This window comes from Ruegeria sp. CF5, from assembly GCF_056537325.1.
This window is the reverse complement of the sequence record NZ_JBQFRI010000003.1, coordinates 212,763-236,520: the sequence shown is the minus strand read 5'-3', so window position 1 is coordinate 236,520 and position 23,758 is coordinate 212,763. Positions and strand designations below refer to the sequence as shown.

Here is a 23,758-nt window from a genome sequence, read left to right as displayed (position 1 = left end):
GCTATGCGCGCGCTGACATCCTGGTTCATCCGCAATCCAGTCGCTGCCAATCTGATGATGGCGCTGATCCTGTTCCTCGGTGTTCAGACGCTGTTGAACATAAGGATCGAAGGCTTTCCACGTATTCCTCCTGAAAGCGTCACAATCGCGATCGAGTTCCCGGACGCAACAGCCGAACAGGTCGACGAACTGGTGACGCAGAAGGTTGAGCAAGCGCTTGAGGGGTTGGAAGGGGTGCGCAGTGTCACCTCGCAGTCGCAAAACGACCTCAGCGTGGTCACGGTCCGCCGCGCGGGTGGTCAGAAACTGCAGGCCGTGCTGGACCGGGTGCGCATTCGGATCGACGGATTGACCGATCTGCCTGACACCGCGCGCCGACCTGTGATCGAAGCATCGGGATTTGATTTCCCGGCGCTCTATCTAAACCTGTATGGCGAAACGGACCCGGCCACGTTGCAAAGCCTGGCACAGCGCCTCAAGGAAGAGTTGCTGGCACAACCGGAATTGTCCCGACTGCAAATCTGGGGTCTGATCCCGCGGGAATTGCGCATCGAAATCGACCCGGCGCTGTTGCGCCATTATGGGCTGACCGTTTCGGATGTGACGCGCGCCATCGAGGGTAATTCGCTGGCCTTTCAAGCAGGCCGTCTGCGGACTGAGGGCGGCACGATTTATCTGCGCGCCGATGATAGGGCAAAATACGTGCCGGAATACGCGGCCCTGCCGATCATTGAACGCGAAGACGGGTCTTTTGTGCCTTTGGGCGACATTGCCGAAATCGAGGACGGGTTTCAGGACGGCGAATACTTGTTTCGGCTGAACGGCAGACCGACCGTGGGCATGGAGGTTCTGGTCGGGCAGAAAGAGAACCTGCTGGACATCAGTAACGTTGTGCGCAGCACAGTCAAAGAGTTCAGCCACCAGTTGCCATCGCAGGTTCAGGTCGAGGTTTGGGGCGATAGTGCCGGCTATATCTCGGATCGTCTGGCGCTGTTGCGGTCGAATGGGGTGCAGGGGCTGATCCTTGTGACCTTGATGCTGTCGGTATTCTTGAACGTGCGGCTGGCCTTCTGGGTTGCCATGGGCATTCCCGTTTCGGTCATGGGGGCGATAGCGGTCTCGGGCTCCAAATGGGTGGATTATTCTCTGAACGATGTCACCACCTTTGGTCTGATCATCGCCTTGGGAATTCTGGTTGATGACGCCGTTGTGGTCGGTGAAAGCGTTTTCGAAGAACGCCGCAAGGGCAAAGACCCGATAAGGGACACGGAACGCGGCGTGCATCGCGTGGCGGTTGCGACCGTCTTTGGCGTGCTGACCACAATCGCGGCCTTTTTCCCGATGCTGTTGATCGACAATCCGCTGGGTAAGGTGCTGGCTGGGTTTGCGGGGATCGTGATCCTGACGCTGATCTTCTCGCTCATCGAAAGCAAATTCATCCTGCCCGCCCATCTGGCGCAGGTTTCGATGGGGCAAGATCGTCGGTACATTTTGACCCGCGTCTGGGGTTGGGTACAGGATACTGCACAGGGCGGCTTGGACTGGGTGCGGGATCGCATCTACCAGCCTTTGCTCGTTGCGGCGGTACGACAGCGCTACGCCGTACTGATCCTGTTCATTGCCGCTGCAACGTTGGGGCTTGGCCTTATGTACAAGGGCAAAGTCAAGACGGTGTTCTTTCCCGAGGTGCCCGGTCAGGTCATCACGATGAATCTGGAAATGGACGCCCGCGCGCCCTTTGCTCTGACCCGCACTAATGTGGACCGGATCGAAGCTGCGTTGAATGGCCTGAACGCCGAACTTGCCGAGGACGCAGGTATGGCCACGCCACCCGTTCAGACGGTGTTCAGCATCATCAACAGCGCTGGTAACGCGCAAATATACGCCGAGTTGATCCCAGTGGCCGAGCGCCCGGACGTTCCAATCCTGAATGTGGTTCGTGAATGGCGCGACCGGGTTGGTGCGGTCGAAGGCGCGACTGAGCTGGAGTTCACCGGATCGGAAACGCTCGCCGGGGGCTTCCGCATCCGGTTGGCGTCAAAAGACGAAGACCTGCTGCGACAGGCCAGCACCGAGATGAAAGACTTCCTGTCGAACATCGAGGGTGTGGCGAATGTGCGGGATGGGCTGGCGGGCGGCCAGCCCGAGCTGAAACTCCGCCTGCGCCCGGACGCACGGCACTTAGGGTTCAATGCCGAGGCTCTGGCCCGACAGATTGGCTATGGGTTTGGCGGGGCCGAGGTGACCAAGGTCAGGCGCGATGGGTCCGAAGTTCGCGTGGTCGTACAGAACGCGCGGGAAAACCGCGATACGCTGGCCGATCTGATGCAGACCCAATTGCGCAGCGCATCCGGTGCTTGGGTGCCGCTCGAGACGGTTGCTGAGATCGAAGGCGCCTACACTTCTGGCTCTGTCGATCGCCGCGACGGCAAGCGCATGAACATCGTGGCCGCGTCCATCGACCGCGATCGTGTCGCCCCCGAAGAGGTTGGTCAGGCGGTGTTCGATCAGCTGGTTCCGAAACTCCGCGCCAAGTATCCCAGCGTAGCAGTCCTGCCTGCCGGTGAACTGGAAGAGATGGCTGATATCAGCGATGGCCTGAAACGTGCGCTGCTGCTGGCGGCGGTTTTGATCTATGTGCTGATGGCCGTGCCGCTGAAAAGCTATTGGCAGCCGTTCGTCATTCTGGCCATTATCCCCTTTGGCTTTATCGCGGCCGCCTTCGGGCACCTGATCATGGATGTTTCACTGTCGCTGTTTTCGTTTTTCGGCATGCTAGCTCTGACCGGTGTGATCGTGAACGACAGTCTGGTCATGATCACCCGATACAATCAGGCGCGCGAGGAAGGCCAGCCCGTGGATCTGTCCCTGAAGAGCGCAGGCATTGGACGTTTCAAGGCGATATTTCTGACCACCGCAACGACGGTAATAGGCCTGCTGCCCTTGCTGACCGAAACCTCCGAGCAGGCGCAGTATCTGATCCCTGCAGCAATCTCTCTGGCCTTTGGAGAACTCTTCGGCACCGCCCTAATGCTGCTGCTGGTGCCGGTACTGATCGCAATCACCGAGGATGTCCTCGCCGTTTTCAAGCCACCCCTTCCACAGCCTTATGAAGAAAGGGCAAAGCCATGACAAGGACCCTTCTAGCCCCCGTATTCGCCCTGATGACGCTGGCGCCGCCTGCCGCCGCTGATGGTCTGAATGTGACCGTGGACGGCATCCGCAACGCCAAAGGAAACATCGTGATGCTAGTGTTTGATGACGCGCGCGCCTTTGACAGTTTGGATGTCTGGAGCGCCGTTGGCTACGCCCAGATTCCGTCCCGCAAAGACAGTGTCAGCCATGAGTTTTCTGACCTGAACGCAGGCCCATATGCTGTGCTGCTGTTTCATGATGAAAACAAGGACGAAGATTTGAACATGACTGCGACGAAACTGTTGGAGGGTCTGGGGTCCACAGGCGCGCCAAATCCTGACGATGAGCCTGATTTTAAGGCCGCCTCGGTCTGGCCGGGCGATGTCCGTATTCGCATTCACTATGATCAGTAGTGCACCATGCTGACAGATCGAAAGCTGACCATCGGCGTCCTTCTGAGTGTGTTTCGCTGGCGCGTAGGGCTTACGTGGTTTCTGATCCTGGCGGAAACGGCCTTAACTGTGTTGATCCCGCTTTTCATTGGCTTCGCTATAGATGGATTGCTGAGCGGAAAGTTTCAGCCTTTTGTGCATCTAGGCGCTCTCTTGGTCGCCCTCACTTTGATCGGCGTGATCCGGCGGATTTACGATACGCGTGTATACGGAACGATCCGTGTCGAATTGGGCAAGGCGCTTGCTAAGCGATTTTCGAACCTGCCAATTTCATCGTTGAACGCCCGGATCGGAATGGGGCGTGAACTGGCCGACTTTTTGGAGGAGATACTGCCTTCGGCAATCTCAGGGGTCGTGCAGTTCGTCGTGTCAGCAATTCTGTTGTTTTATTTCTCCCCGGCTCTGGCTTTGTCAGCCTGCGGAATTCTTGTCGGAATGATATCCGTCTATGCTCTGTTTCATTCGACATTTTGGCAATGGAACCGTGCGCTGAATGAGCAAATGGAGCATCAGGTCAGCGTTTTGGAACAACGCCGCGACCGCCCGGTGCTGGTTCACCTGAAAAAACTGCGTCGGTTCGAAGTAAAACTCTCGGATACCGAAGCCATTCTCTACGGTGTGATCTTTGTTCTGCTGATAGGCTTGATCCTGTTCAATCTGTGGTTCGCAACGCAAAACCTGGATGCGACACCTGGAATGATATTTTCGATTGTCAGCTATTCGTGGGAGTTTGCTGAAGCGGCGCTTACCTTGCCAGTGACCTTGCAGTCCTGGTCACGACTGTCCGAAATCACGACCCGATTGCAGAGCGATTGATCAAAGGCAATCAACGGCAGCATCAGAAGACCTGCACCAAGCGCCATGGTGCCAAGTGATAGGGTATGGGAAATAGCTGAATCCTAGGGGGTCATGAAACTTAGTAGTTGAATCTGAGACCGATTCCAGCGCCCTGGTCGTAAGGGCGATCAGCGCCGATCCCGATCAGCACATCTGCATAAAGGGCAATACCGGGGCTAAGATTTTTGCCAATCTGAAACTCAGCGGTTGCAGGCCAGGCGTCGTTTTCCCAATCATAGGGCGCTTTTATATCTGCTTTGACCCAATACCCATCGCCAAATGGTTGAAGCGCAATCAGGCGCATAGCAGTTTGGCTGACATCAGTCGGTCCATTATACGATGCGAAATGCTGAACCAGAGGGATCAGCGTCAACCCGGTGTTATTGTTTGCAAAGGCGAAACCGCCAAACGGGGCGATCTGATCAGATCCAGTGCCAATACCTTCATCGGGGTCGCCGAAATCAAGGATCCACTCCAGTCCAAGTGCGGATTTGACGGCCCAGGTGTCATTCAGCGGTTTCTGTGAAGGGAAGTAGATCAGCTTGAAACTGGTCTTTTCAAACCCGTTGAACCTCTCCCCGGTCGCATTCGTCGAGTTGTAGTGGAGCTCGTATTTCAGCTTCAGGTCGGGGCGCAGCATATATGCGCCGTCGATGAACGCATCCTGACGGTCTGCCCCGCCTTCCAGATCAAAATATTGATAGCGAATGTCCGTGTTGTTGACTGCAGCCAATGGGTTGGACGCGTTTTCTTCTGCTCGTGCAGCACTACCCGCCATCAGCAACGCGGATGTCAGGATTGAATGAATAATGAAATGGCGGGCCATCGTGTACCTGAAAAGAATTCGTGCGATTGGTGGGACGGTGGCTTTGCCACCACCATCCCGAATTTGTTATTGCCAGCTTGAAAAGACTTCTCTGGTCAGTTCGCTTTCGGGGCGAAGATTCTCGATTCCTTCATAAGGAACACCCTTTCCAAGTGGTAAGTGCGGGTGTTTGGCGATGGTTTTCTGATGGCGCTTTACCATGTCCTGGAACGACGCTCCTGACCAAAGCGAATATCCCACGAGGGGATGTTCTTCACGTGGGTCGCGGTAGACATTGAACACAGGAGCCGCCGCGCCGGGTTGCCCGGGGGCAGGCAGGTGCATCTTGAACTCCTGCTTGACTACTGAGCGCAATACCGGTCCTTCGTACACGTAGACGTAGTCACGGCGCGAATTGCCTTCGCCCTCAAGCAACAGCGCGGTCTGGTCAATCCCGTCAATCACCCGGTCGCGTGGAATGCGATCGGTCGCACCTGCGATCCGGACAAAGGTGGTGAACAGATCCGAGACATGCACGATATCACCAGCTGCGCTTCCCGGCTCGATTACTCCGGGCCACCGGATAAATGCATCTGTACGCACGCCGCCTTCCAGGTGTTGGGTCTTGCCGCCACGATAAATCAACTGGTTTAGACCTGATGTTCCCTCATAGTGATACATCAAGCCATTGTCAGCCATGATCATGACGACGGTGCTGTCTGCCTTGCCAGTTTCATCGAGCTTGGCCAGAACTTCGCCGATCCAGCCGTCCAGAACCTGTAATTTGTCGGCATGGAAGCCACCATTGCGGGAAACGGCCTCATCAGGATAGGCAAAGTTCAACGGATAAAGCGGCCAGTACTGCAGGAAAAACGGGACGTCCTGCGAGGCCAGTTGCTCCAGCTGTTCCAATGCCTGACGCTGATACCGTAGGTTCATTTCTTCGTATTTTGCCTGTGTCCATTCTTCGCCCGGCGCCATGTCGACTTCGCGAGCAAGGCCCCCTGCTTCACCTTCAACACCCGTTACGAGGCCGTAAGGTTTGAACCGCTCATCTAACTGGAACTGGTTAGACTGGCCCGATGCGTGGAAGCCAAGCATGTTGTTGGCAACCATCGCATCACGTGTCATCAAGCTGAGCTGAACTTGCTGATGCAAGGGAAAGGCCGCCCAGTCAAACCCCTGATTATGCGGGTAGGATTGTTCAATATCGCCCTGATGCCATTTCCCGACATGCACGGTGTTGTACCCTTCTTCCTTCAGGATTTCGGCAATCGTCACCTCTTCGGACGCCAGGCCTTCACCGACCAGAGCAACCTTGACCTCTTCCACGCCCGCACGCACCGGATGACGGCCGGTCAACATTGCCGTTCGTGTCGGTGTACAGGACGGCTCGGTATACATTCTCATCAGGGACATGCCCTCAGTGGCAAAATCGTTGATGTTGGGCGTATCGAAACCGGTGACGTAGTTCATCGTCCGGTTGCCCATCTGACCGAAACTGACATCGTCAATCAGAATATAAAGAATATTGGGTGGTTTACCGCCATTGGCGTCACGGATCTCGGAAAGCTTCGCTTCGATTTCTTTATCCTGCGCGTCCCATTGTTCGCCAAATTGCGCGCGGAGAAACTGAAACTCTCCATCATGAATGATGGGCGCATCCTGAGCAAAGCTCGGACCAGCCATCAGCACCATGGCCGAGACATGTTTCAATATTGATCTCATCGGTCTCCCTTCCCCCTTGTCGAATTACATCTTTCCTGCGCGCCGCAGCGACTGGACAATTTCATCCCGAAGTCCATCCAGGGTCTCGCGGATGTCGCATTCAAACTGGTACGATTGGCTTCCCGGCTCAGCATTCATGGAGAGATACTCGTCGCTGAGAAGCTGGTAGTCCCGGCAGATTTCATCGAACACCGTGTCCGCGCGCCGTAGGTTCGCAATTGCGGCGCGGTGGTCGGGAAACAGGGTATCAAGGACATAGCCTTTCAATTCCGACGCTCGTTCGACTGATCAACAGATTCCCGGATTGTTCGCCGAATTCACTTCTCACAATAGGTATATAAGGGCATAATACGGTATAATCATGGATATAAACCGCTGATACTATGGGATTATTCAGAGAAACCTCGCCTCTTCTGAATGAGGGTATTGCACCTGACAATGAGGAGGTGCGGGCTGCACTTCGACGACTTGTCAGGTCCTCGACCTTCGTGGGTTCACAACGATTGCAGGACTTTCTTGTCTATGTGGTCGAGGAATCGCTTAACGGCCGGGCCGATGACATCCGTGCCAAAACCATCGCAATGGATGTCTACGGCGGGACCATGTCCGAGATGGCGCGTCGAGAAAATGTGGTGCGGGTAGACGCTGGTCGCCTGCGTCGCAAGCTGGCCGAATATTATGTCGAAGATGGCCGCGATGAAATCACTGTTTTCGATCTACCAAAAGGCGGATACGCACCTAAGATATCGTTTAGGTCGCCAGGGACGGATCAGCCCGAAATACCCAAGAAAGAAACCAGGACGTACACCTGGCCAAGCCGGTTCATTGGGATTGCGGGGGTTTTCCTAATTATCTGTGTTGCTGTGGTAATTGCGTTAATGTCGACAAATCGTGGGGTTCCGGTCAGCCTGCCGGTCGATAGCCTGAGCCAAGATGAACGTCGCGCTATATTTGATGCATCCCCCATGCGGCTTCAGGCCGTGAACTTGGCCAATTCGGGCCGCGATTTGATCTTTCCGGCCTTAGAGCCTGCGCGACTGAACGGAGCCCTGACAATATTCAAAGGGGCAATCGAAAACGACGACAGCTATTTCGGAGGCCATGCAGGAGCAGCGCAAGTTGCAGCAACTATGGCGCTGGTTACACCGGACGCTGATCCGACCGGCGACTTGCTGCGTTACGCGGACACACGGGCCAGCAGGGCGATTGAACTGGCACCCGAAACGGGGTGGAGCCAAGCTGCAAAGGCCTGGGTCGAATTTACCAAGGGAAATTGGCCTGAAGCTATGGAGTTTTCGTACAGGGCACAGCGTTTGGCACCAAACGACGTGCACGTGCTGGAGTTCGTCTCACTGATCCTGTTGTACTCAGGTGAGTTCGAAAAAGTCGTGGCGATCAGCGAAGATGCGCTGTCGAAAATAGATCTGGACCGGGGTTATGTGTTTCAGAACGCGATGGGGTCTGCAAAGTTCCATCTGAAAGATTTCGAAGGTGCAATTTCCGCCTTTGAGCAGGTGACCGAAAAGGGCGGCCCCGTCGGTCCTGTGTCTGTTGCCTATCTGATGGCAGCTCATCAGATGCAGGGTAACGAAAGTGAAGCCCAGGCCTTGGCGGACAAACTCTCGCGTGAGTGGCCTGAAAGTCGGGTGGATATTTTGTTTCAGAGACTGTTTGCGAACCCGGAATACGGGGTTGAATTAGGTGACGCTATGAAACAAGCCAATTGGAAGCCAAAAGCTAACGAATGAAGTTCGTGTCTTGGCTAAACCCGTGAAAATTATGTTGGAAGACTTACGCGGCCAACTGTCCTTTCAGTGATACTCAGATGATGATTGAGCGAAGAAAGTTCGCATCAAACGGGCTCCTTTGGTCTGTGCGGCAGCCTAGCCGACGTGTTGCTCGGCTACGATTTCCCCAAACCTGTCGAAAAACTTGGCTGAAAGTTTTTTTGCTGTCCCTGCAATCAACCGGCTGCCCAATTGCGCAATTTTACCGCCGATTGTGACCTTGGCGGTATAGGATAAAACCGTTTCCTCGCCCTCCGTGCTAAGATTGACATCTGCACCCCCTTTGGCAAAGCCCGCAGCGCCACCTTTTCCTTCACCAGTCAGGGAAAACTCATCCGGCGCTTTGGAGTTGTCCAACGTCACCTCGCCGCTAAACCGCGCTTTGACGGGGCCGATTTTGAGCACAACTTTAGCCTCCAAGTGCTCGGGAGAATGTTGGATCAGTTCCTCACACCCGGGAATGCACTCACGCAACACATCCGGATCATTCAGCGCTCGGTACACGACGTCACGCGGAGCAGAGATACGGATTTCGTCATTTAGTTCCATTTGAGAGTCCTTTACTCAACAACATCTTGGGAAAACGCGAAGTGCGGTCTCGGCCGCCTCTTCCGGGGTCTGTTCTGGCATCACAGTCCGAAAGGACTGCAACCAATTACGCCATTTTTTCATCATGTGACGTCTCCTCGGATTTGTCTGAATTCCGCCAGAGGATGATCTCGGCAAGGATCGACAGGGCGATTTCGTGCGGGTCGATTGCATGGATATCCAGACCGGCCGGTGACTTAAGCCGACTGGTCTGCTCGGCGGTCAGTCCCTGCGCTTCCAACCTCTCGCACAACACCTTGGCCTTGCGGTGGCTCGCGACCATCGAAACGCTTCGTGCTGGTGATTCAAGCGCAGATTTCAGCGCTGCGCCATCGCCCTTACCCTGTGAGGCGACCACTGCGAAATCCCGTGGCTCAACCCCCAAAGCACTTAGGTCATTCGGATCAAAACCGATAAATTCCACCGAGCTTTCCGAACCTTCAGGCAAGCAAACACGCAATCCGATCAGCGCCGCGTGCGCGGCAAGCGCGTGTGCAATTGGAGACTCTCCGAATATGATCAGGCGCGGGGCGTGCTGATAGGGTTCGATCAGCAAATCGACCGTTCCGCCCGAAGGACAACCGCTTTTGAAGGTCTCAACACCATCTGGGTCTGTCATCGCCACTACCTTGTCCGAAGGTTTCACGCGGATCATTTTCGGAGTTCCACCAGACAGAGCCTCCTGCGCCGATGCGCGTACGACGCGCTGCACGCACGCTCCGCCCAGATGCCCCAAAATACACCCATCCCGCGTGATCACGGCCTTGCCACCTGCCTTGGCCGAGGTTGCGTCGGCAGTGCGAAGGACCGTTGCCACGCAAAAGGCGTCGCCCTTTTGGCGCAACTCCTCAATCGTATCGAAAATGTCGAAACCTGCCATCGCCGTGTCCTTTCACAGTTTTCGAAATTCGGATTCCAATGCCACCAGCGCGTCGAGCGTGTTGGCCGGTAGGTGCGCATCCAGATACGGCTCCGCAGCCTGCATAGCGGCAGCAATAGGCTGATAGTCTTTCCATCCTTTAAGAGGATTCAGCCAGACGATCCGCCGTGCCTTGCGCCGAATCCGAGCCAGAGCATCTCCCAGGGCCTCAGGTGACGAGCTGCAATAGCCGTCCGAGAGGATCAAGACGATCGTCCGCCCGTTCAATGCGCGGGCACCGTATCCGTTCAGAAACTTCTCAAGGCTTCCCGAGATGTCGGTCCCACCGCCGAACCCTTCGGCCATGAGTGATAACCGACCAGCTGCGCGCAGCGTGTCGTGATCGCGCAGCGCATCGGTTACGCGCATCAGACGGGTGTGAAAGAGATAGGCATCCGCCTCTGTTCCACTGCCAATCAGACCTTTGAGGAAGGCCAGAAAGACCCGTGAATAGACCGTCATCGATCCGCTGACGTCACACAAGGCCACAATCCGCATAGGGCGTGATGGGCGAGCGCGGCGATACAGATCCATCGGCTCTCCTCCTCGTGCGAGGCTGGCGCGTTGAATCCGGCGCATGTCCAAAGCAGAGCCCCGCAGAGCTTGCTTTCGCCTACGCGAGCGGCGGTCGCGGATCGCACGCGCGATGGCGGTCGCGGCCTGTTCCGCCTGCCTCAGGGCGTCTTCATCCATAAGTTCGCGCAAATCCCGGCGCGACAGGTTAGCCGTGCGGGTTGCAATTAGCTTCCCGTCTCTCCCCACGGCCTCCCCATCGCTGGAATCGGGTGCGGTGGCCTGATCGGTGCTGGTCTCGGATTCCTGAACATCCTGGCTCTCTTGCTGCCAGATCATCGGCTTGGCGGATTGAACTCGCACATGCGCGGTTTGGGCGGTTCCCGAGCGTTGCTTGCCGGTGTTGAACCAATAGGCTTCGAACAGGTCATCGAACCGCCGCCAATCGTCGGCGTCGCCGGCCAGCAACACGCAAAGCGCCTGCTGGGCCTGTCTGACATCCGTCGCCTCAACCGAAGCCAGTGCAGCCAATGCGTCTCCCGTCTCAGCCGGCCCGACGCGCAGTCCGTTCATACGCAAATGCGCGATGAATCCGGACATGCGATCCGCCAAACCAGATGCGCGAGTGGGGAACCGGGTGACCTGCATCACGCCACCTTTCCAATCAGACGATCCGTCACCTCTGGCGGGGCAGCGTCGTAATCGGCTGCAGTTTTCAGAAGGCAAACAAGGGTCGCCTGAACCTCTTCGCGGGACTGCGCCATGTCGTTTACGCCCAGCCCCGAAAGGGCAGCCGCCCAGTCCAACATTTCGGCAATGCCAGGGGTCTTCTCCAAGTCTTCTTTGCGCAGCGCCTGCACAACGCCAACAATCTGGCGCGCCAACAGCCCTTCGACTTCGGGCATGCGGGCTTTCAGGATTGCCAATTCCGTTTCACGCGATGGGTAGTCAAGGAAACTATACAGGCAACGACGCCGCAGCGCGTCCGAAAGGTCGCGTGTTCCATTCGCCGTCAGGATCACGATGGGCCGCGAACGCGCCTTGATGGTGCCAAGCTCGGGGATTGTGATCTGAAAGTCCGACAAAATCTCGAGCAGATAGGCCTCAAACTCCTCATCTGCGCGGTCGATTTCATCGATCAGCAGAACAGGTGGCTCTTCTTCGCTGATTGCTTCCAACAATGGTCGCTTTAGCAGATAGTCATCGGTAAAAAGCTGGGCCTCGCTGGTGCCACCCTGTGCTTCGCTTGCACGGATGGCCAGCAACTGGCGCTGGTAGTTCCACTCATAAATCGCATGGCTGGCGTCCAGCCCTTCATAGCACTGCAACCGGATCAACCTCGCCGCGCGCTGCGCTGCCAACGCCTTTGCGACCTCGGTTTTGCCAACCCCAGCCGGCCCTTCCAGCAACAGCGGGCGCCCAAGTGTCTGCGCCAGATGCAGCGCCATCGCCAAACGGTCGTCGGCAACATAGCCCACCTCGGCGAGGCCTTGCTGTATGTCCTGCAAGCTCATGCCATTCTCCCGGATTGCCGCCGCGCCGGGATGCAGCGCGGCGGCTTTTCCTTTTAGCCGTGCATTCCCAGACCGTTAGCGATCTTCCAGATGCGCCAGTGGTCATGCGGCATGTGGCTCTGAACAAGGCCAAATGGGCGGAATGCATCATGCACCGCGTTCGAGAACGCGGGCACACCGCCGACATTCGGGCTCTCGCCCACGCCCTTGGCACCGATCGGGTGATGCGGAGATGGCGTCACCGTGTGATCGGTGGTGTAGTTGGGCGTCTCCCATGCCGTGGGCAGGAAGAAGTCCATCAGGGTACCAGTCTTCACATTGCCCATCTCATCATAGGCAATTTCCTGACCCATCGCGATGGCCAACGCTTCGGTCACGCCACCATGGACCTGTCCTTCGATGATCATCGGGTTGATCCGAGTACCGCAATCGTCCAGCGCATAGAACTGCCGAACGTCCCATTCGCCGGTATCCACGTCGATCTCCATGACACAAATATAGGCCCCGAACGGGTAAGTCATATTCGGCGGGTCATAATAGCTGACAGCCTCAAGACCGGGTTCGAGCCCTGGGATTGCCTGATTGTAGGCGGCAAAGGCGATTTCCTTCATGGTCTTGAACCGTTCGGGCGCGCCTTTGACTAAGAACCGGTCCACGTCCCATTCGACGTCGTCGTCATGGACCTCAAGCAGGTAAGCCGCGATCATCTGCGCCTTAGCGCGGATTTTACGGGCGGCCATCGCCGTTGCCGCACCGGCCACAGGTGTCGACCGAGACCCATAGGTGCCAAGACCATAGGGCGCGGTGTCTGTGTCACCTTCCTCCAGAGTGATGTCATCGGCAGGTAGGCCGATTTCGCTGGCGATGATCTGGGCAAAGGTCGTAGCATGACCCTGACCCTGGCTGATCGTCCCCAGCCGCGCGATGGCGGAACCTGTTGGGTGGATTCGGATTTCGCATGAGTCGAACATACCCAACCCAAGGATATCGCAGTTCTTCACGGGTCCGGCCCCAACGATTTCGGTGAAATGCGTCAGGCCAATTCCCAGCAGTTTGCGGGTCTTTCCTGCCTTGAAATCCTCAATCCGTTGCGCCTGTTCGGCCCGCAGACCTTCATAGTCCACGGCCTTCAACGCCTTATCCCACGCAGTGTGATAATCGCCCGAGTCATATTCCCAACCCAGCGCGGACTGATACGGGAACTGATCGGCCTTGATGAAGTTGATCCGGCGCAGCTCGGCTGCGTCCATGTTCAGCTTGATGGCCAGAACCTCGATCATCCGTTCAATGAAATAGGCAGCCTCGGTCACCCGGAACGAGCAACGATAGGCAACACCGCCCGGAGCCTTGTTGGTGTAGACACCGTCTACAGCCAAATAGGCGGTCGGGATGTCGTAGGACCCGGTGCAGATGTTCATGAACCCGGCCGGGAACTTGGTCGGGTCGGCACAGGCGTCAAATCCACCATGATCCGCTGTTGTATGGCACCAGAGACCTGTGATCTTGCCATCTTTGGTCGCAGCGATCTTGCCCTGCATCCAGTAATCGCGGGCAAAGGCGGTGGACATCAGGTTTTCCATCCGGTTCTCGACCCACTTCACCGGCTGGCCGGTGACAATCGAGGCGACAACCGAGCAGACGTAGCCCGCATAGGCACCAACCTTGTTACCGAAGCCACCACCGATATCGGGGCTGATCACCCGTATATTATGCTCAGCTAGACCTGAGATCAGCGACACAACGGTCCGGATCGCGTGGGGGGCCTGGAAGGTGCCATACAGCGTCAACTTGCCGGTGACCTTATCCATCGAGGCTACACAGCCGCAGGTCTCTAGCGGGCATGGGTGGGTCCGATGGTAATAGACCATCTCTTCGGCCACGACATCGGCTTCTCCCAAAACGGCCTCGGTCGCGTCTTTGTCGCCTTGTTCCCAGGTGAAGATATGGTTGTGATGCTTGCGCGGGCCATGGGCGCCCTCGGTCTGACCCGCAAGGTCTTCGCGCAAGACAACATCGGATTTCAGCGCCTCGAAAGGATCGGTCAGGACTGGCAGTTCTTCGTAGTCCACCTCGACCAGCTCTGCCGCATCCGCTGCGATGTATCGATTTTCGGCGACGACATAGGCGACTTCCTGTCCCTGGAACAGAACCTTGCCATCGGCCAGCACCATTTGCTTGTCACCGGCGAGTGTCGGCATCCAATGCAGACCCAGCGGCGCCAGATCCTCGGCCGTCAACACGGCAACAACACCGGGCACGGCCAGTGCGGCTTCCTTGTTCACACTGACAACACGGGCGTGGGCATAGGGCGACCGGACAAAAGCACCGAACAGCATTCCATCCAGCTTGATGTCGTCGACATAGTTACCTTTGCCTTGGGTAAAGCGCACATCCTCGACGCGTTTGCGCGAGCTTCCCAACCCTTTGAGATTGGCCGCGCGTTCTTCGGGGGTCATGGTTTGATCGTTCATTCCGCGGCCTCCTTCTGAGCGTTCAGCATGTCAGCCGAGGCCGAGATCGCCTTGACGATGTTCTGATACCCGGTGCAGCGGCAGAGGTTCCCAGACATGCCAAAGCGGATTTCTTCCTCGGTCGGGTTCGGGTTTTCCTGCAGCAAGCGGTGCGCGCGGGTGATCATTCCCGGCGTGCAAAAGCCGCACTGCAGCCCATGATGTTCACGGAACATCTCTTGCAATACACCGAGGCTGCCATCGTCATTGGTCAGCCCTTCGACCGTGGTGATATCGGCGCCGTTCACCTGCGCCACGAAGGTTGTACAGGATTTTACGGATTTACCGTCGATATCCACGGTGCAGGCACCGCAATGGCTGGTCTCGCACCCGATGTGAGGACCGGTGATTTTCAGGTCTTCCCGCAGGAAGTGGATCAGCAGCGTGCGCGGCTCGGCCAGACCTTCGACCTGCTTGCCGTTCACGGTGAGTTTGACGTGCATCTTCGACATAAGTGTTCCTCCCCTCAGCCCGCGCGGCTTTGCGCTCGGTCGATGGCGCGGCGCAGCATTACGGCGGCCACGTGTTTTTTGAATTCGACGGGACCGCGGTTGTCGGCCACCGGGTCGATCGCGGCGAGCATCGCAGCAACGCAACCGTCCACGTTGCCCCCGGCCAGCTGTGCGCTCGCTTCGTCGGACCAGATTGGCGTGTCGGCCAGGTTAGTCATCGCGACCGAAGCCTGGCCATTGCCGACCATCACCGCAGCCGCAGCCGTCGCGTAATCGCCGATCTTGCGCTTTTGCTTTTCATAGGCTTGGCCAACACCTGCACCCGGCACGGGGATCGAAATCCTGGTCAGGATTTCCTCGTCCTCACGCGCGGTGAAATAGGCGGCCTCGTAGAAATCCCGGGCTGCGACGCTGCGGGTGCCATCCGGACCGGACAGCTCAAACGTTGCGTTCAGGCACTGCATCAGCCCGGGCATGTCATTGCCCGGATCGCCGTTTGCGACGTTGCCGCCTACGGTCCCCATGTAACGCACCTGAGGGTCCGCAATCTGCAAAGCAGCCTCGCGGATCAGCGGAATGGCGGTAGCCAGACCATCGTGGGAGATCAACTCATGCTGCGTGACCATCGCGCCAAGCGTCACGGTGTCGGATCCGACCTCGATGCCTTTCAATTCGTCAATCGCCTGAAGGTCCACCAAATGGCCCATCTCGGCCATGCGCAGCTTCATCATGGGGATCAGGCTGTGACCGCCCGCGATCACGCGCGCTTCGTCTCCATATTCTTGTAGAATGCCAATGGCCGAGGCGATATCGCCTGGCCGGTGATACTCAAATCCGGCTGGTATCATGTTTTTCCTCCCTGGGTCCGAGCGGTATGCCTTGGGGAACCTGCGAGGTAGGAAAGAACGTACGACCTAACGCTTCCAGCGGTCGAGAACAGGTCGCGCGGCTTGTTTCACGAAATGCGAATAGGCTGCACGAACTGCGATCAGAGGCCTAGAGCCTCGCGAATGTCCGTCAGGCGGGACCGGCTAACCGGCACTTTGGTCAACGCGTCGACCCCGTCAAAATAACAGGTACCGTTGTCCTTGTGACGTTCAAAGCTAGAGACGTGTTTGGGGTTCACCAGATAGCTGCGATGGGCGCGCAAAAACCCGTCCGGTTTCAGGCGGTTTTCAGCCTCGGTGATCGACCATGGACAGAATAGTTTTTCAGCACCCATATAGAGAACGGTATAATGCCCCTCGGCCCGGATGGCGGCAATGCTGGCGGGCTCAGTGAAATATGTCTGGCCTTCACGCTCGAACGGAACTCCGGCGCGCAGGGTTGCAGGTTCCAGCGGGCGTTCGGGCACCAACTTTTCCTTCGGTTCGATGAACGAGATCCCGGTTAGCAGAAAAGCTCCGCAGATCAGGAAAACGGAAACGGTGACGCCCATCGCCAACACCTGATTGTCCAGCGCGGGCCCCGCACCGCCAGCGGTGTCACTTGCCACAAAGTCGGTCAGACTGGTCGCCACAAAGTGCATAGTGAAAACGGCCAAACCAAAGCAAACTGTGCCCAGCAGAATATTGCGTTGCGTGCGGTTGCCATAAGCAACCCAAATAGCCGCGACCGACAGGATCACCGAGGCCAACGTCGCCAGTGCTACGTCCAAAACATTGTACACGGGGCGGCATAGCTGCATTCCGGCCATACCAATGTAGTGCATCACCACGATGCCCAGCCCCACGATCACCCCCGATCCGATCATCGTCTGAGGCGTACGCGGACGGAAATGCAGTAACAGCAGCGCCAGCCCAACCATCAGGATCGCTACAAGCGCGGAGATCAGAGTTATCAGAGCGTCGTAATAAAACAGTATCGGCAGCTGCAGGCCCAGCATGGCAACGAAATGCATCGACCAGATACCGCCGCCCAGAATGACCGCAGCCAGAGCAACGACAAGCTTGCGGCGCTGGCTATCCAGCCGGGACGCGCCATGCGTCAGATAAAGGCCGGTAAATCCGGCCATCAGCGCCACGGCCAAAGAGGCCGCCACAAGCCAAGCGTTGTGCGAATAGTCCAACATATAGGTGTACCCGCCCTCCCCAGCGCGTGCCTGACGTTAGCAAACTGAAATTCCCGGCACAATCTACTCTGACCGGACTGCAGCAGCGGCGGAACGTGTCTGCACGAAAGTGTCCTGGCTAGAGAGGGATCGCTCTTGCTCAAAATGGTAGCGGATCCAGGCATGAAAGGTGGCGATTACTGGAAATTCCATCCAAGTTGCGTCCAAGCAAGCTTCACCCCTTCAGACATTTTGCCTGCCTCCTACTGCCACCGACCTATCCAGGCGATCACGATGTAGAGTAAGGGCCAGGCCCGAGCAAATATCCAGTTGGCGCGAAGTCCTTTTCGGGCTGGAAGAGGCAGCTCGTGGCCCTGAGCGGACAATCAACGCAGGTCAGCGATGCTGCTACGCGGCCCGTCAGAAGAGACATTCGTTGCATGAGCGAGATCAAGGTTCATGCTAACTCGCAGATTGCGGGCAAAACTGTCATCCGTTTGTTGATTTTGAATGCCTAGTTTTGCTTTTGGTGGCGCCCAGAGCGATCGCTCAGGCAGCATTTGGTAGAAGAAAGATTGAGCGAGCTTTCTCAGCGTTGAGCCTTTCACGGTCATACCACTTCATTAGCACGTCCTTCGACATGAGGTCGGAGTTGCCCGCAACAAACGCATCAAAATCTACGTTGGGATTACTGTCCATTCGTTCAGCGATCAGGCTCATGAAGGCGTAGGTGATCGTTAGATTGAATTTCCTTGGTGCTCCGGCCATTGTAGCCAAAGTTCTGATGCCTTTCGCGTAAATTGAGGCGGCATCGATAAAGTCATATTTCCGAAGAAGATCGAAAGCCACGCGAACATGATCCGCGTGGTGAAACGCCGTGTTATCAATCTCGTGCGCTTCGAATGCGACGGTAATCGGGGCCATGTCAGGTGTCTCGGTCAATCGTCGACCTCCTTGAATTTGTGACTGTCCTCCGCGCTCAAATCCAAGTCATACACCGACTTGAGTTGCGCTATTTTCTTAATGGTTTCCGGCGAGAATGGTGGTTTGTTTTCAAAGCTGTGCAGCGCGATACCCTCAACGAGATCGCCTAACGACATATCCAGATGCTCTGCAGTAGCTTTGAGAACTTTCAGCAACCGTTTCTCGATCCGTAGTCCAGTTTGGGTTCGTTCTACTCTTGAAGTCATTTGTTACCAATGTACCAATGTAACAATAGAGTCAAGAACAGAATTAGAGGTTTGGCATTCACCAACCAATGGTCAAAGCTGGCAGGAAACCCATGCCAATCACTTGTCAGCAATGGATGTGCACTGCGATAAACCGAGAGACAAAGTGCAAAACGGCAGGTGTAGATATGAACGCGGAATCAGTAGTCGCAGAATACCAGTCATCTCTTCGGGCGTTTCTGCTGTCTCGACTGCGCGATCCATCAGATGTCGATGATGTCCTACAGGACGCTTTGGTGAAGACGTTTCGAAACCTTCACACACTGAAAAACGAAGACAAAATTAAGCCTTGGCTGTTTCAGATCGCCAATAATGCCTTGATGGATCACTTTCGTCGGAAGAGACACGAAACATCGATTTCGGCCGATGACCTTTGGTATGATCAGCAAGACGCCGTAGCCGAACATGCCTTCGAAGGATGCGTCGAGCCATTCCTGAACGCACTGCCCGGCGAGGCCGGAGAACTTCTTCGCGCGGTTGAACTGGAGGGTGTATCTCAGAAGGAATATGCAGAGCGTTTGGGCATTAGCTACTCAACGCTTAAGTCGCGGGTGCAGGCTAGTCGGAAAGAAATGCGCAAACTTTTTGATCAGTGCTGTGACATCGCCTTTGCCGCCGACGGATCAGTATTGGATTACAGCAGAAAGTCGCGAGGGTGCGATACCTGCTAAGGCCGCTCAGCGGTGCAACTAAAAAAGTTCATCCGACCTTCGTCTTTCTCGAATGCCGAGCGTCTCACTCATAGACATCGACATTGAAAGGACAAACCGATGATCAAAATCGTGAGTTTCAAAATTTGCCCCTTTGTTCAGCGTGTGACCGCGTTACTGGAAGCCAAAGGAGTTCCATATGACATCGAGTTCATCAACCTCAGCGACAAACCACAGTGGTTTCTCGATATTTCTCCCACCGGACAGGTTCCCATGCTGATCACCGAAGACGGCGAGGCGCTTTTTGAAAGCGACGCCATCGTTGAATACCTCGAAGAGGTGACGCCGGCTCTCGTGGGCGACGTTACTCCGGTCCAACGCGCAAAAGATCGGGCATGGAGCTATCAGGCGTCTAAACACTATCTGGTTCAATGCAGCACCATGCAAAGCAAAGACCAGACCGTCCTTGCAGACCGTGAGGCCAAGCTGACCAAGGCGTTTGAGAAAGCCGAGAAGCAGCTGGGAGATGGCCCATTCTTCAACGGGAAGACGCTTGGAAATGTGGACATAGCCTGGCTTCCTCTATTGCACCGGGCGCAAATTGTCAGGGAGCATTCTGGATACGACTTCCTTGCCGACTATCCGAAGGTTCAAGCGTGGCAGTCCGCCCTTGCTGAGACCGGTCTCTATGCGAAATCTGTGGCAGATGACTTCGAAGAGAAGTTCTCGGAATTCTACCTGTCGGATCTTACGTTTTTAGGCCGCGGCGCCGATTTCTCGGAGCCAAGTTTGGCAGCAGAACGCTCGAAGACAGCAAGCTGCTGCGGATGAATAGATCAGTGGGTCACCGATCTTGGTGACCCATCTTTTTTCTCGAAAGCCGTCATTCGCTGTGATCGCTTCAAGGAGAAGACTGGGCTCACTACCGACCTCGGAGCGAACGCAGCATCCGATCGACAAGCGCTTTGCTCTTGGTGAGGGCGGCCCATAACAGACCTTCAGGTTACTGCCTGCAAGAAAGCTGATTAGGGCGAAACCTGCCATTGCATTGAACAGCTCGCACCAGTTTGAGTGTTTACTGTTTCACTTCTCCCAATCAGTTAATTCATTCTATCGGGGTGAATCGAGGTGCCGCAGAAACGAAGACCGAGCCGGTATCTCGGAGAATTGTCCGGCGAGACTTCATATGGCCACTCTTTCCGACCTCTTCCACTGGAACCACCCATGAGAGGCAGGCGTCCGGTGTGTCTACTGCCCTCTGCAAAGTGTCCAAATTCATTCTCTCGATTGCGCTGGCAACTTTCTTGCACATCTCTGGCCAATTTTTCCGGTTCATCTGGTCGGAAAAAATAGGGTCAATCAGGTTCAGAGCCTCGCACATGGCCGCGTAGAATTTCGGCTCGATCGCCCCGGCTGCGATGTAGCGGCCATCCCGGGTCTGATAGCAACGATAAAACGGGGCGGCACCATCAAGCAGGTTGCCCTCTCGGCCTGGTTGCCAGACCCCCGCATTCGCCCAACCGTAAGTCAGGGCCATCAACAAGGCAGCGCCATCAACCATGGCAGCATCGACGACAGATCCCTTACCCGTCGTGTGGGCAGCAAAAACTGCAGCGACTATACCGAACGCTCCCAGCATTCCGCCCCCACCGAAATCGCCAACCAGAGAGAGCGGGGGTGAAGGTGGTTGATCCGCTGGCCCCATGGCGTGCAGCGCGCCGGTTTGGGCGATATAGTTGATGTCATGCCCGGGGTGCAAAGCAAGCGGCCCGCTCTGCCCATAGCCCGTGATACGGCAATAGACCAAAGCTGGATTTACCTCATGACAAGTTTCGGGGCCAAGCCCCAATCGCTCCATGACGCCGGGGCGGTGCCCCTCCAACAGGACATCCACCTTTGCAAGCAGGGCGCACACCCGGTTGCGTCCCGTTTCTGACTTCAGGTCTACGGGTATCTCGTCGGCGCGACCGCGCAGCAGCATGTCACTGTCGCCAACATCTACGCCATTCGGCTGCCCTCCGGGGCGTGTGATCCTGATGACTTCTGCTCCGTGATCGGCCAGCATCATGCCGCAAAAGGGTACCGGGCCGATGGCGTCGAATTCCAGAACCTTCAGCCCAGCCAGAGGTTGGACCACGGTCATGTTGCTGGCCTTTTGCGCATGAAGGCCACACGCTTGCAGCTGGCGACCAGAACGCCATCCTGATTGCGTGCTTCATGTAAGAAATTCACGATCCCTGCATCAGGCCGGGAACCGCTTTCCCGGGAGCTTTCGACCGTGGTCTGGATACGAAGCGTGTCGCCATGAAAGACCGGTGCAGGGAAGGAAACATCACTCATGCCCAGATTGGCGATGGTCGTGCCAAGTGTGGTTTCATTGACCGACATGCCGATCATCGCACCAAGGGTAAACAGCGAATTCACCAATGGCTTACCGAACTCGGTTTTCTCTGCAAAGTGGCGGTCGATATGAAGGGGTTGCGAGTTGTAGGTGAGCGAGCAAAAAAACATGTTGTCCGCCTCGGTGATCGTGCGGGTGATCGCATGGTCGATCACCATTCCCTGGGTAAACTCTTCGAACCAAAGTCCGGCCATGGGTTAGCCCTCCACGTCTGTCAGATTAAGTCGAACAAGCAATGAACCCGCCTCCACGGTCTTGCCTGCTTCTGTCTGGATGCCCGCAACCGTGCCCGCGGTGTTGGCCTTCAACTCCATCAAAAGCTTCATGGATTCCATCACCACAAGCGTGTCCCCCTCGGCCACCTCTGCCCCCAGTTCGGCGCGCAGCTCGACGATCAGTCCGGGCATCGGTGCCGTGATGTGGTCGGGAGATGCAGCAACGTCTTCCTGTCGCGTGGCGTTGAAATCCCCCAGCATGACGGCCTGATGCGTAGCATCGAAATTCCGCCCCCAGAGATGGACAACTTCCCCGCAAATCACTGCGCCAATTCGATCTTGAACACCGTCCCGGACGACGGTCAGTGTATGTGGATCGCTCCAAACCGCCTGAGCCGTTTCCGAACGGCCATCCCGTGTAACCAAGATCCCTTCGGGCGTGTCCGCAAGCGTCACGCGCTGTGTGGGGTCCTGCGCATCCAGATAGGTGGTTCGCGCCGGATGTCCGGCGGCTTGCAACAGGCGGAACCCTTGGACATTCTGCCAAGGAGAGGTCGCCAGTTTCGGCTGAACATGCAATGCAAGTGCCGCAAGGGTCAGGCTTTCATTTTCCTCTGGTTGCCAGCCGTCAGGCCATTCTTGCGGCAGGAAGTCGGTTGTGGCACGACCGGAAAGGAACCGTTCGCGCAGAATAGCATCACGCAGGAATAAGCGTGTGGTCTTCAGACCTGCCACTTCCAGGTGCTCCAACCCCTTGGCGAGTTTCTGACAGGCCATTTCGCGATCGCTTCCGTGCGCGATTAACTTGGCCACCATGGAATCATAGCTCGACCCGATAACGGACCCGGTCTGAATACCACTGTCACTGCGCAACTCGGGGCTGACCGACCAGTGCAGGATCATTCCTGTCTCTGGCCGGTACCCATCGCTTGCATCTTCGGCGGTCAGGCGGGCCTCGATAGCGTGGCCGGAGCACGTGACTTGATCTTGAGTGATTGCAAGAGGCTCTCCTGCTGCGGCACGCAATTGCTGCTCCACCAGATCTAGCCCGGTAATTTCCTCGGTCACCGTGTGTTCAACCTGAAGTCTTGTGTTCATTTCAAGGAAATAGAAATCCTCGGTTTCGGCATTAATGATGAACTCAACTGTGCCGGCGCTGTCATAATCGATCCTGCGGCCCAGCCCGGTGGCGGCCTCGTAAAGCGCTGCGCGGGTGTCGGCGCGCAAATTTGGTGCGGGGGCTTCTTCCAGCAGTTTCTGATGATTGCGCTGCACCGAACAATCGCGTTCGAACAGGTGCAGCATGTGCCCATGCTTGTCGCCGAGGAGTTGAACCTCGATATGGCGCGGATTCTGGATAAGCTTTTCCACCAGAAGCCGGTCATCGCCGAACGACCGTTTCGCCTCGGTACGGGCGGCTGAAATGGCGGCGGCAAGCTCTTCCTGATCAAAGACCGCACGCATTCCTTTGCCGCCGCCGCCAGCACTGGCCTTGACCATGACAGGCAGCCCGATATCGCGGGCGGCTGCGATCAGGGTGTCATCGGACTGATCGGCGCCGGCATAGCCGGGGATGCAGGGCACGCCTGCGGCCTCGGCAATTATTTTCGCCTCGATCTTCGAGCCCATCGAGGTGATCGCTGCAATATGCGGCCCTACCCAAGTAATGCCCATATCGGCACAGCCTTGCACCAGATCGGGTTGCTCGGACAGGAAGCCATAGCCAGGGTGGATGGCCTGCGCACCGGTCTTTCGGGCAGCGTCCAGAATGCGATCGGTGCACAGGTAACTATCAGCAGCTGCGGCGGGACCGATATGCACGGCCTGATCGGCCATCTGCACATGCAACGCCCCGGCGTCCGCATCCGAGTAGACAGCAATGGTGCGCAGACCCATTTTTCGGGCGGTTTTGATGATGCGGCAGGCGATTTCACCGCGGTTGGCGATAAGAAGGCTATCAAACATGTCGGGCC

At 56.6% G+C, this 23,758-nt stretch carries 22 protein-coding genes; 6 read left to right on the top strand and 16 right to left on the bottom strand.

Annotation, left to right across the window (positions count from 1 at the left end; all coding sequences use genetic code 11):
* Window positions 1–3: 3 nt before the first annotated feature.
* The 3 genes from ACR0NW_RS10475 to ACR0NW_RS10465 are packed head-to-tail and all read left to right on the top strand — an operon-like array spanning window position 4 to window position 4,403.
* Entirely contained in the window at window positions 4–3,132 is a 3,129-nt protein-coding gene (locus tag ACR0NW_RS10475; protein WP_480791688.1) for an efflux RND transporter permease subunit, read from the top strand.
* On the top strand, window positions 3,129–3,548 hold the full coding sequence (locus ACR0NW_RS10470; RefSeq protein ID WP_480791687.1) for a DUF2141 domain-containing protein: 420 nt from the start codon (window positions 3,129–3,131) through the stop codon (window positions 3,546–3,548). Before ACR0NW_RS10475 ends, ACR0NW_RS10470 begins: the two co-directional genes overlap by 4 nt.
* 6 nt (window positions 3,549–3,554) lie before the next feature.
* On the top strand, window positions 3,555–4,403 hold the full coding sequence (locus tag ACR0NW_RS10465; protein ID WP_480791686.1) for an ABC transporter six-transmembrane domain-containing protein: 849 nt from the start codon (window positions 3,555–3,557) through the stop codon (window positions 4,401–4,403).
* A gap of 100 nt (window positions 4,404–4,503) precedes the next feature.
* Here ACR0NW_RS10465 and ACR0NW_RS10460 read toward each other — a convergent pair whose 3' ends face one another.
* The 3 genes from ACR0NW_RS10460 to ACR0NW_RS10450 all read right to left on the bottom strand — a co-directional run bounded on the left by ACR0NW_RS10460 (window position 4,504) and on the right by ACR0NW_RS10450 (window position 7,224).
* On the bottom strand, window positions 4,504–5,250 hold the full coding sequence (locus ACR0NW_RS10460) for a hypothetical protein (RefSeq protein WP_480791685.1): 747 nt from the start codon (window positions 5,248–5,250) through the stop codon (window positions 4,504–4,506).
* A 66-nt stretch (window positions 5,251–5,316) separates the two neighbouring features.
* On the bottom strand, window positions 5,317–6,957 hold the full coding sequence (locus tag ACR0NW_RS10455; protein ID WP_480791684.1) for a sulfatase-like hydrolase/transferase: 1,641 nt from the start codon (window positions 6,955–6,957) through the stop codon (window positions 5,317–5,319).
* A 24-nt stretch (window positions 6,958–6,981) separates the two neighbouring features.
* Window positions 6,982–7,224, bottom strand: a complete 243-nt coding sequence (locus tag ACR0NW_RS10450) for a hypothetical protein (protein ID WP_480791683.1) — start codon at window positions 7,222–7,224, stop codon at window positions 6,982–6,984.
* Window positions 7,225–7,460: 236 nt separating this feature from the next.
* Between ACR0NW_RS10450 and ACR0NW_RS10445 the strand changes: the two genes are divergently transcribed.
* On the top strand, window positions 7,461–8,705 hold the full coding sequence (locus ACR0NW_RS10445) for a tetratricopeptide repeat protein (RefSeq protein WP_480791682.1): 1,245 nt from the start codon (window positions 7,461–7,463) through the stop codon (window positions 8,703–8,705).
* Window positions 8,706–8,840: 135 nt separating this feature from the next.
* Here ACR0NW_RS10445 and ACR0NW_RS10440 read toward each other — a convergent pair whose 3' ends face one another.
* The 10 genes from ACR0NW_RS10440 to ACR0NW_RS10395 form a co-directional block, all read right to left on the bottom strand.
* The gene (locus ACR0NW_RS10440; RefSeq protein ID WP_480791681.1) at window positions 8,841–9,293 is read right to left on the bottom strand and encodes an SRPBCC family protein; all 453 of its coding nucleotides are present in this window, start codon (window positions 9,291–9,293) and stop codon (window positions 8,841–8,843) included.
* A 106-nt stretch (window positions 9,294–9,399) separates the two neighbouring features.
* Window positions 9,400–10,212 (bottom strand): XdhC family protein, encoded by an 813-nt coding sequence (locus tag ACR0NW_RS10435; RefSeq protein WP_480791680.1) that lies wholly within the window; start codon window positions 10,210–10,212, stop codon window positions 9,400–9,402.
* A gap of 12 nt (window positions 10,213–10,224) precedes the next feature.
* Window positions 10,225–11,364: a vWA domain-containing protein gene (locus ACR0NW_RS10430; RefSeq protein WP_480791679.1), complete on the bottom strand. Its 1,140-nt coding sequence runs from the start codon at window positions 11,362–11,364 to the stop codon at window positions 10,225–10,227.
* A gap of 47 nt (window positions 11,365–11,411) precedes the next feature.
* Window positions 11,412–12,278 carry an AAA family ATPase gene (locus ACR0NW_RS10425; protein ID WP_480791678.1) on the bottom strand — a complete coding sequence of 289 codons (867 nt, stop codon included), beginning with the start codon at window positions 12,276–12,278 and terminating at the stop codon, window positions 11,412–11,414.
* Between the two features lie 53 nt (window positions 12,279–12,331).
* Window positions 12,332–14,749: an aerobic carbon-monoxide dehydrogenase large subunit gene (locus tag ACR0NW_RS10420; RefSeq protein WP_480791677.1), complete on the bottom strand. Its 2,418-nt coding sequence runs from the start codon at window positions 14,747–14,749 to the stop codon at window positions 12,332–12,334.
* Entirely contained in the window at window positions 14,746–15,240 is a 495-nt protein-coding gene (locus ACR0NW_RS10415) for a (2Fe-2S)-binding protein (protein WP_480791676.1), read from the bottom strand. Before ACR0NW_RS10415 ends, ACR0NW_RS10420 begins: the two co-directional genes overlap by 4 nt.
* Before the next feature lie 14 nt (window positions 15,241–15,254).
* Entirely contained in the window at window positions 15,255–16,088 is an 834-nt protein-coding gene (locus ACR0NW_RS10410; RefSeq protein WP_480791675.1) for an FAD binding domain-containing protein, read from the bottom strand.
* Window positions 16,089–16,228: 140 nt separating this feature from the next.
* Entirely contained in the window at window positions 16,229–17,311 is a 1,083-nt protein-coding gene (locus ACR0NW_RS10405; protein WP_480791674.1) for an MHYT domain-containing protein, read from the bottom strand.
* A 528-nt stretch (window positions 17,312–17,839) separates the two neighbouring features.
* Window positions 17,840–18,232 (bottom strand): hypothetical protein, encoded by a 393-nt coding sequence (locus tag ACR0NW_RS10400; RefSeq protein WP_480791673.1) that lies wholly within the window; start codon window positions 18,230–18,232, stop codon window positions 17,840–17,842.
* Window positions 18,229–18,429: a hypothetical protein gene (locus ACR0NW_RS10395; protein ID WP_480791672.1), complete on the bottom strand. Its 201-nt coding sequence runs from the start codon at window positions 18,427–18,429 to the stop codon at window positions 18,229–18,231. Before ACR0NW_RS10395 ends, ACR0NW_RS10400 begins: the two co-directional genes overlap by 4 nt.
* A gap of 218 nt (window positions 18,430–18,647) precedes the next feature.
* Between ACR0NW_RS10395 and sigZ the strand changes: the two genes are divergently transcribed.
* Together sigZ and ACR0NW_RS10385 are read left to right on the top strand one after the other, a co-directional pair.
* On the top strand, window positions 18,648–19,190 hold the full coding sequence (gene sigZ, locus ACR0NW_RS10390; RefSeq protein ID WP_480791671.1) for an RNA polymerase sigma factor SigZ: 543 nt from the start codon (window positions 18,648–18,650) through the stop codon (window positions 19,188–19,190).
* Window positions 19,191–19,289: 99 nt separating this feature from the next.
* On the top strand, window positions 19,290–20,000 hold the full coding sequence (locus ACR0NW_RS10385; protein WP_480791670.1) for a glutathione S-transferase family protein: 711 nt from the start codon (window positions 19,290–19,292) through the stop codon (window positions 19,998–20,000).
* 274 nt (window positions 20,001–20,274) lie between these two features.
* Here the strand turns inward: ACR0NW_RS10385 and ACR0NW_RS10380 are convergent, their stop codons facing one another.
* The 3 genes from ACR0NW_RS10380 to ACR0NW_RS10370 are packed head-to-tail and all read right to left on the bottom strand — an operon-like array spanning window position 20,275 to window position 23,750.
* Window positions 20,275–21,312 carry a CaiB/BaiF CoA transferase family protein gene (locus ACR0NW_RS10380; protein ID WP_480791669.1) on the bottom strand — a complete coding sequence of 346 codons (1,038 nt, stop codon included), beginning with the start codon at window positions 21,310–21,312 and terminating at the stop codon, window positions 20,275–20,277.
* Window positions 21,309–21,764, bottom strand: coding sequence for a MaoC family dehydratase (locus tag ACR0NW_RS10375; RefSeq protein ID WP_480791668.1), 456 nt, complete (start codon window positions 21,762–21,764; stop codon window positions 21,309–21,311). Before ACR0NW_RS10375 ends, ACR0NW_RS10380 begins: the two co-directional genes overlap by 4 nt.
* 3 nt (window positions 21,765–21,767) lie before the next feature.
* Window positions 21,768–23,750, bottom strand: a complete 1,983-nt coding sequence (locus ACR0NW_RS10370) for an acetyl/propionyl/methylcrotonyl-CoA carboxylase subunit alpha (protein WP_480791667.1) — start codon at window positions 23,748–23,750, stop codon at window positions 21,768–21,770.
* Window positions 23,751–23,758 lie beyond the last annotated feature (8 nt).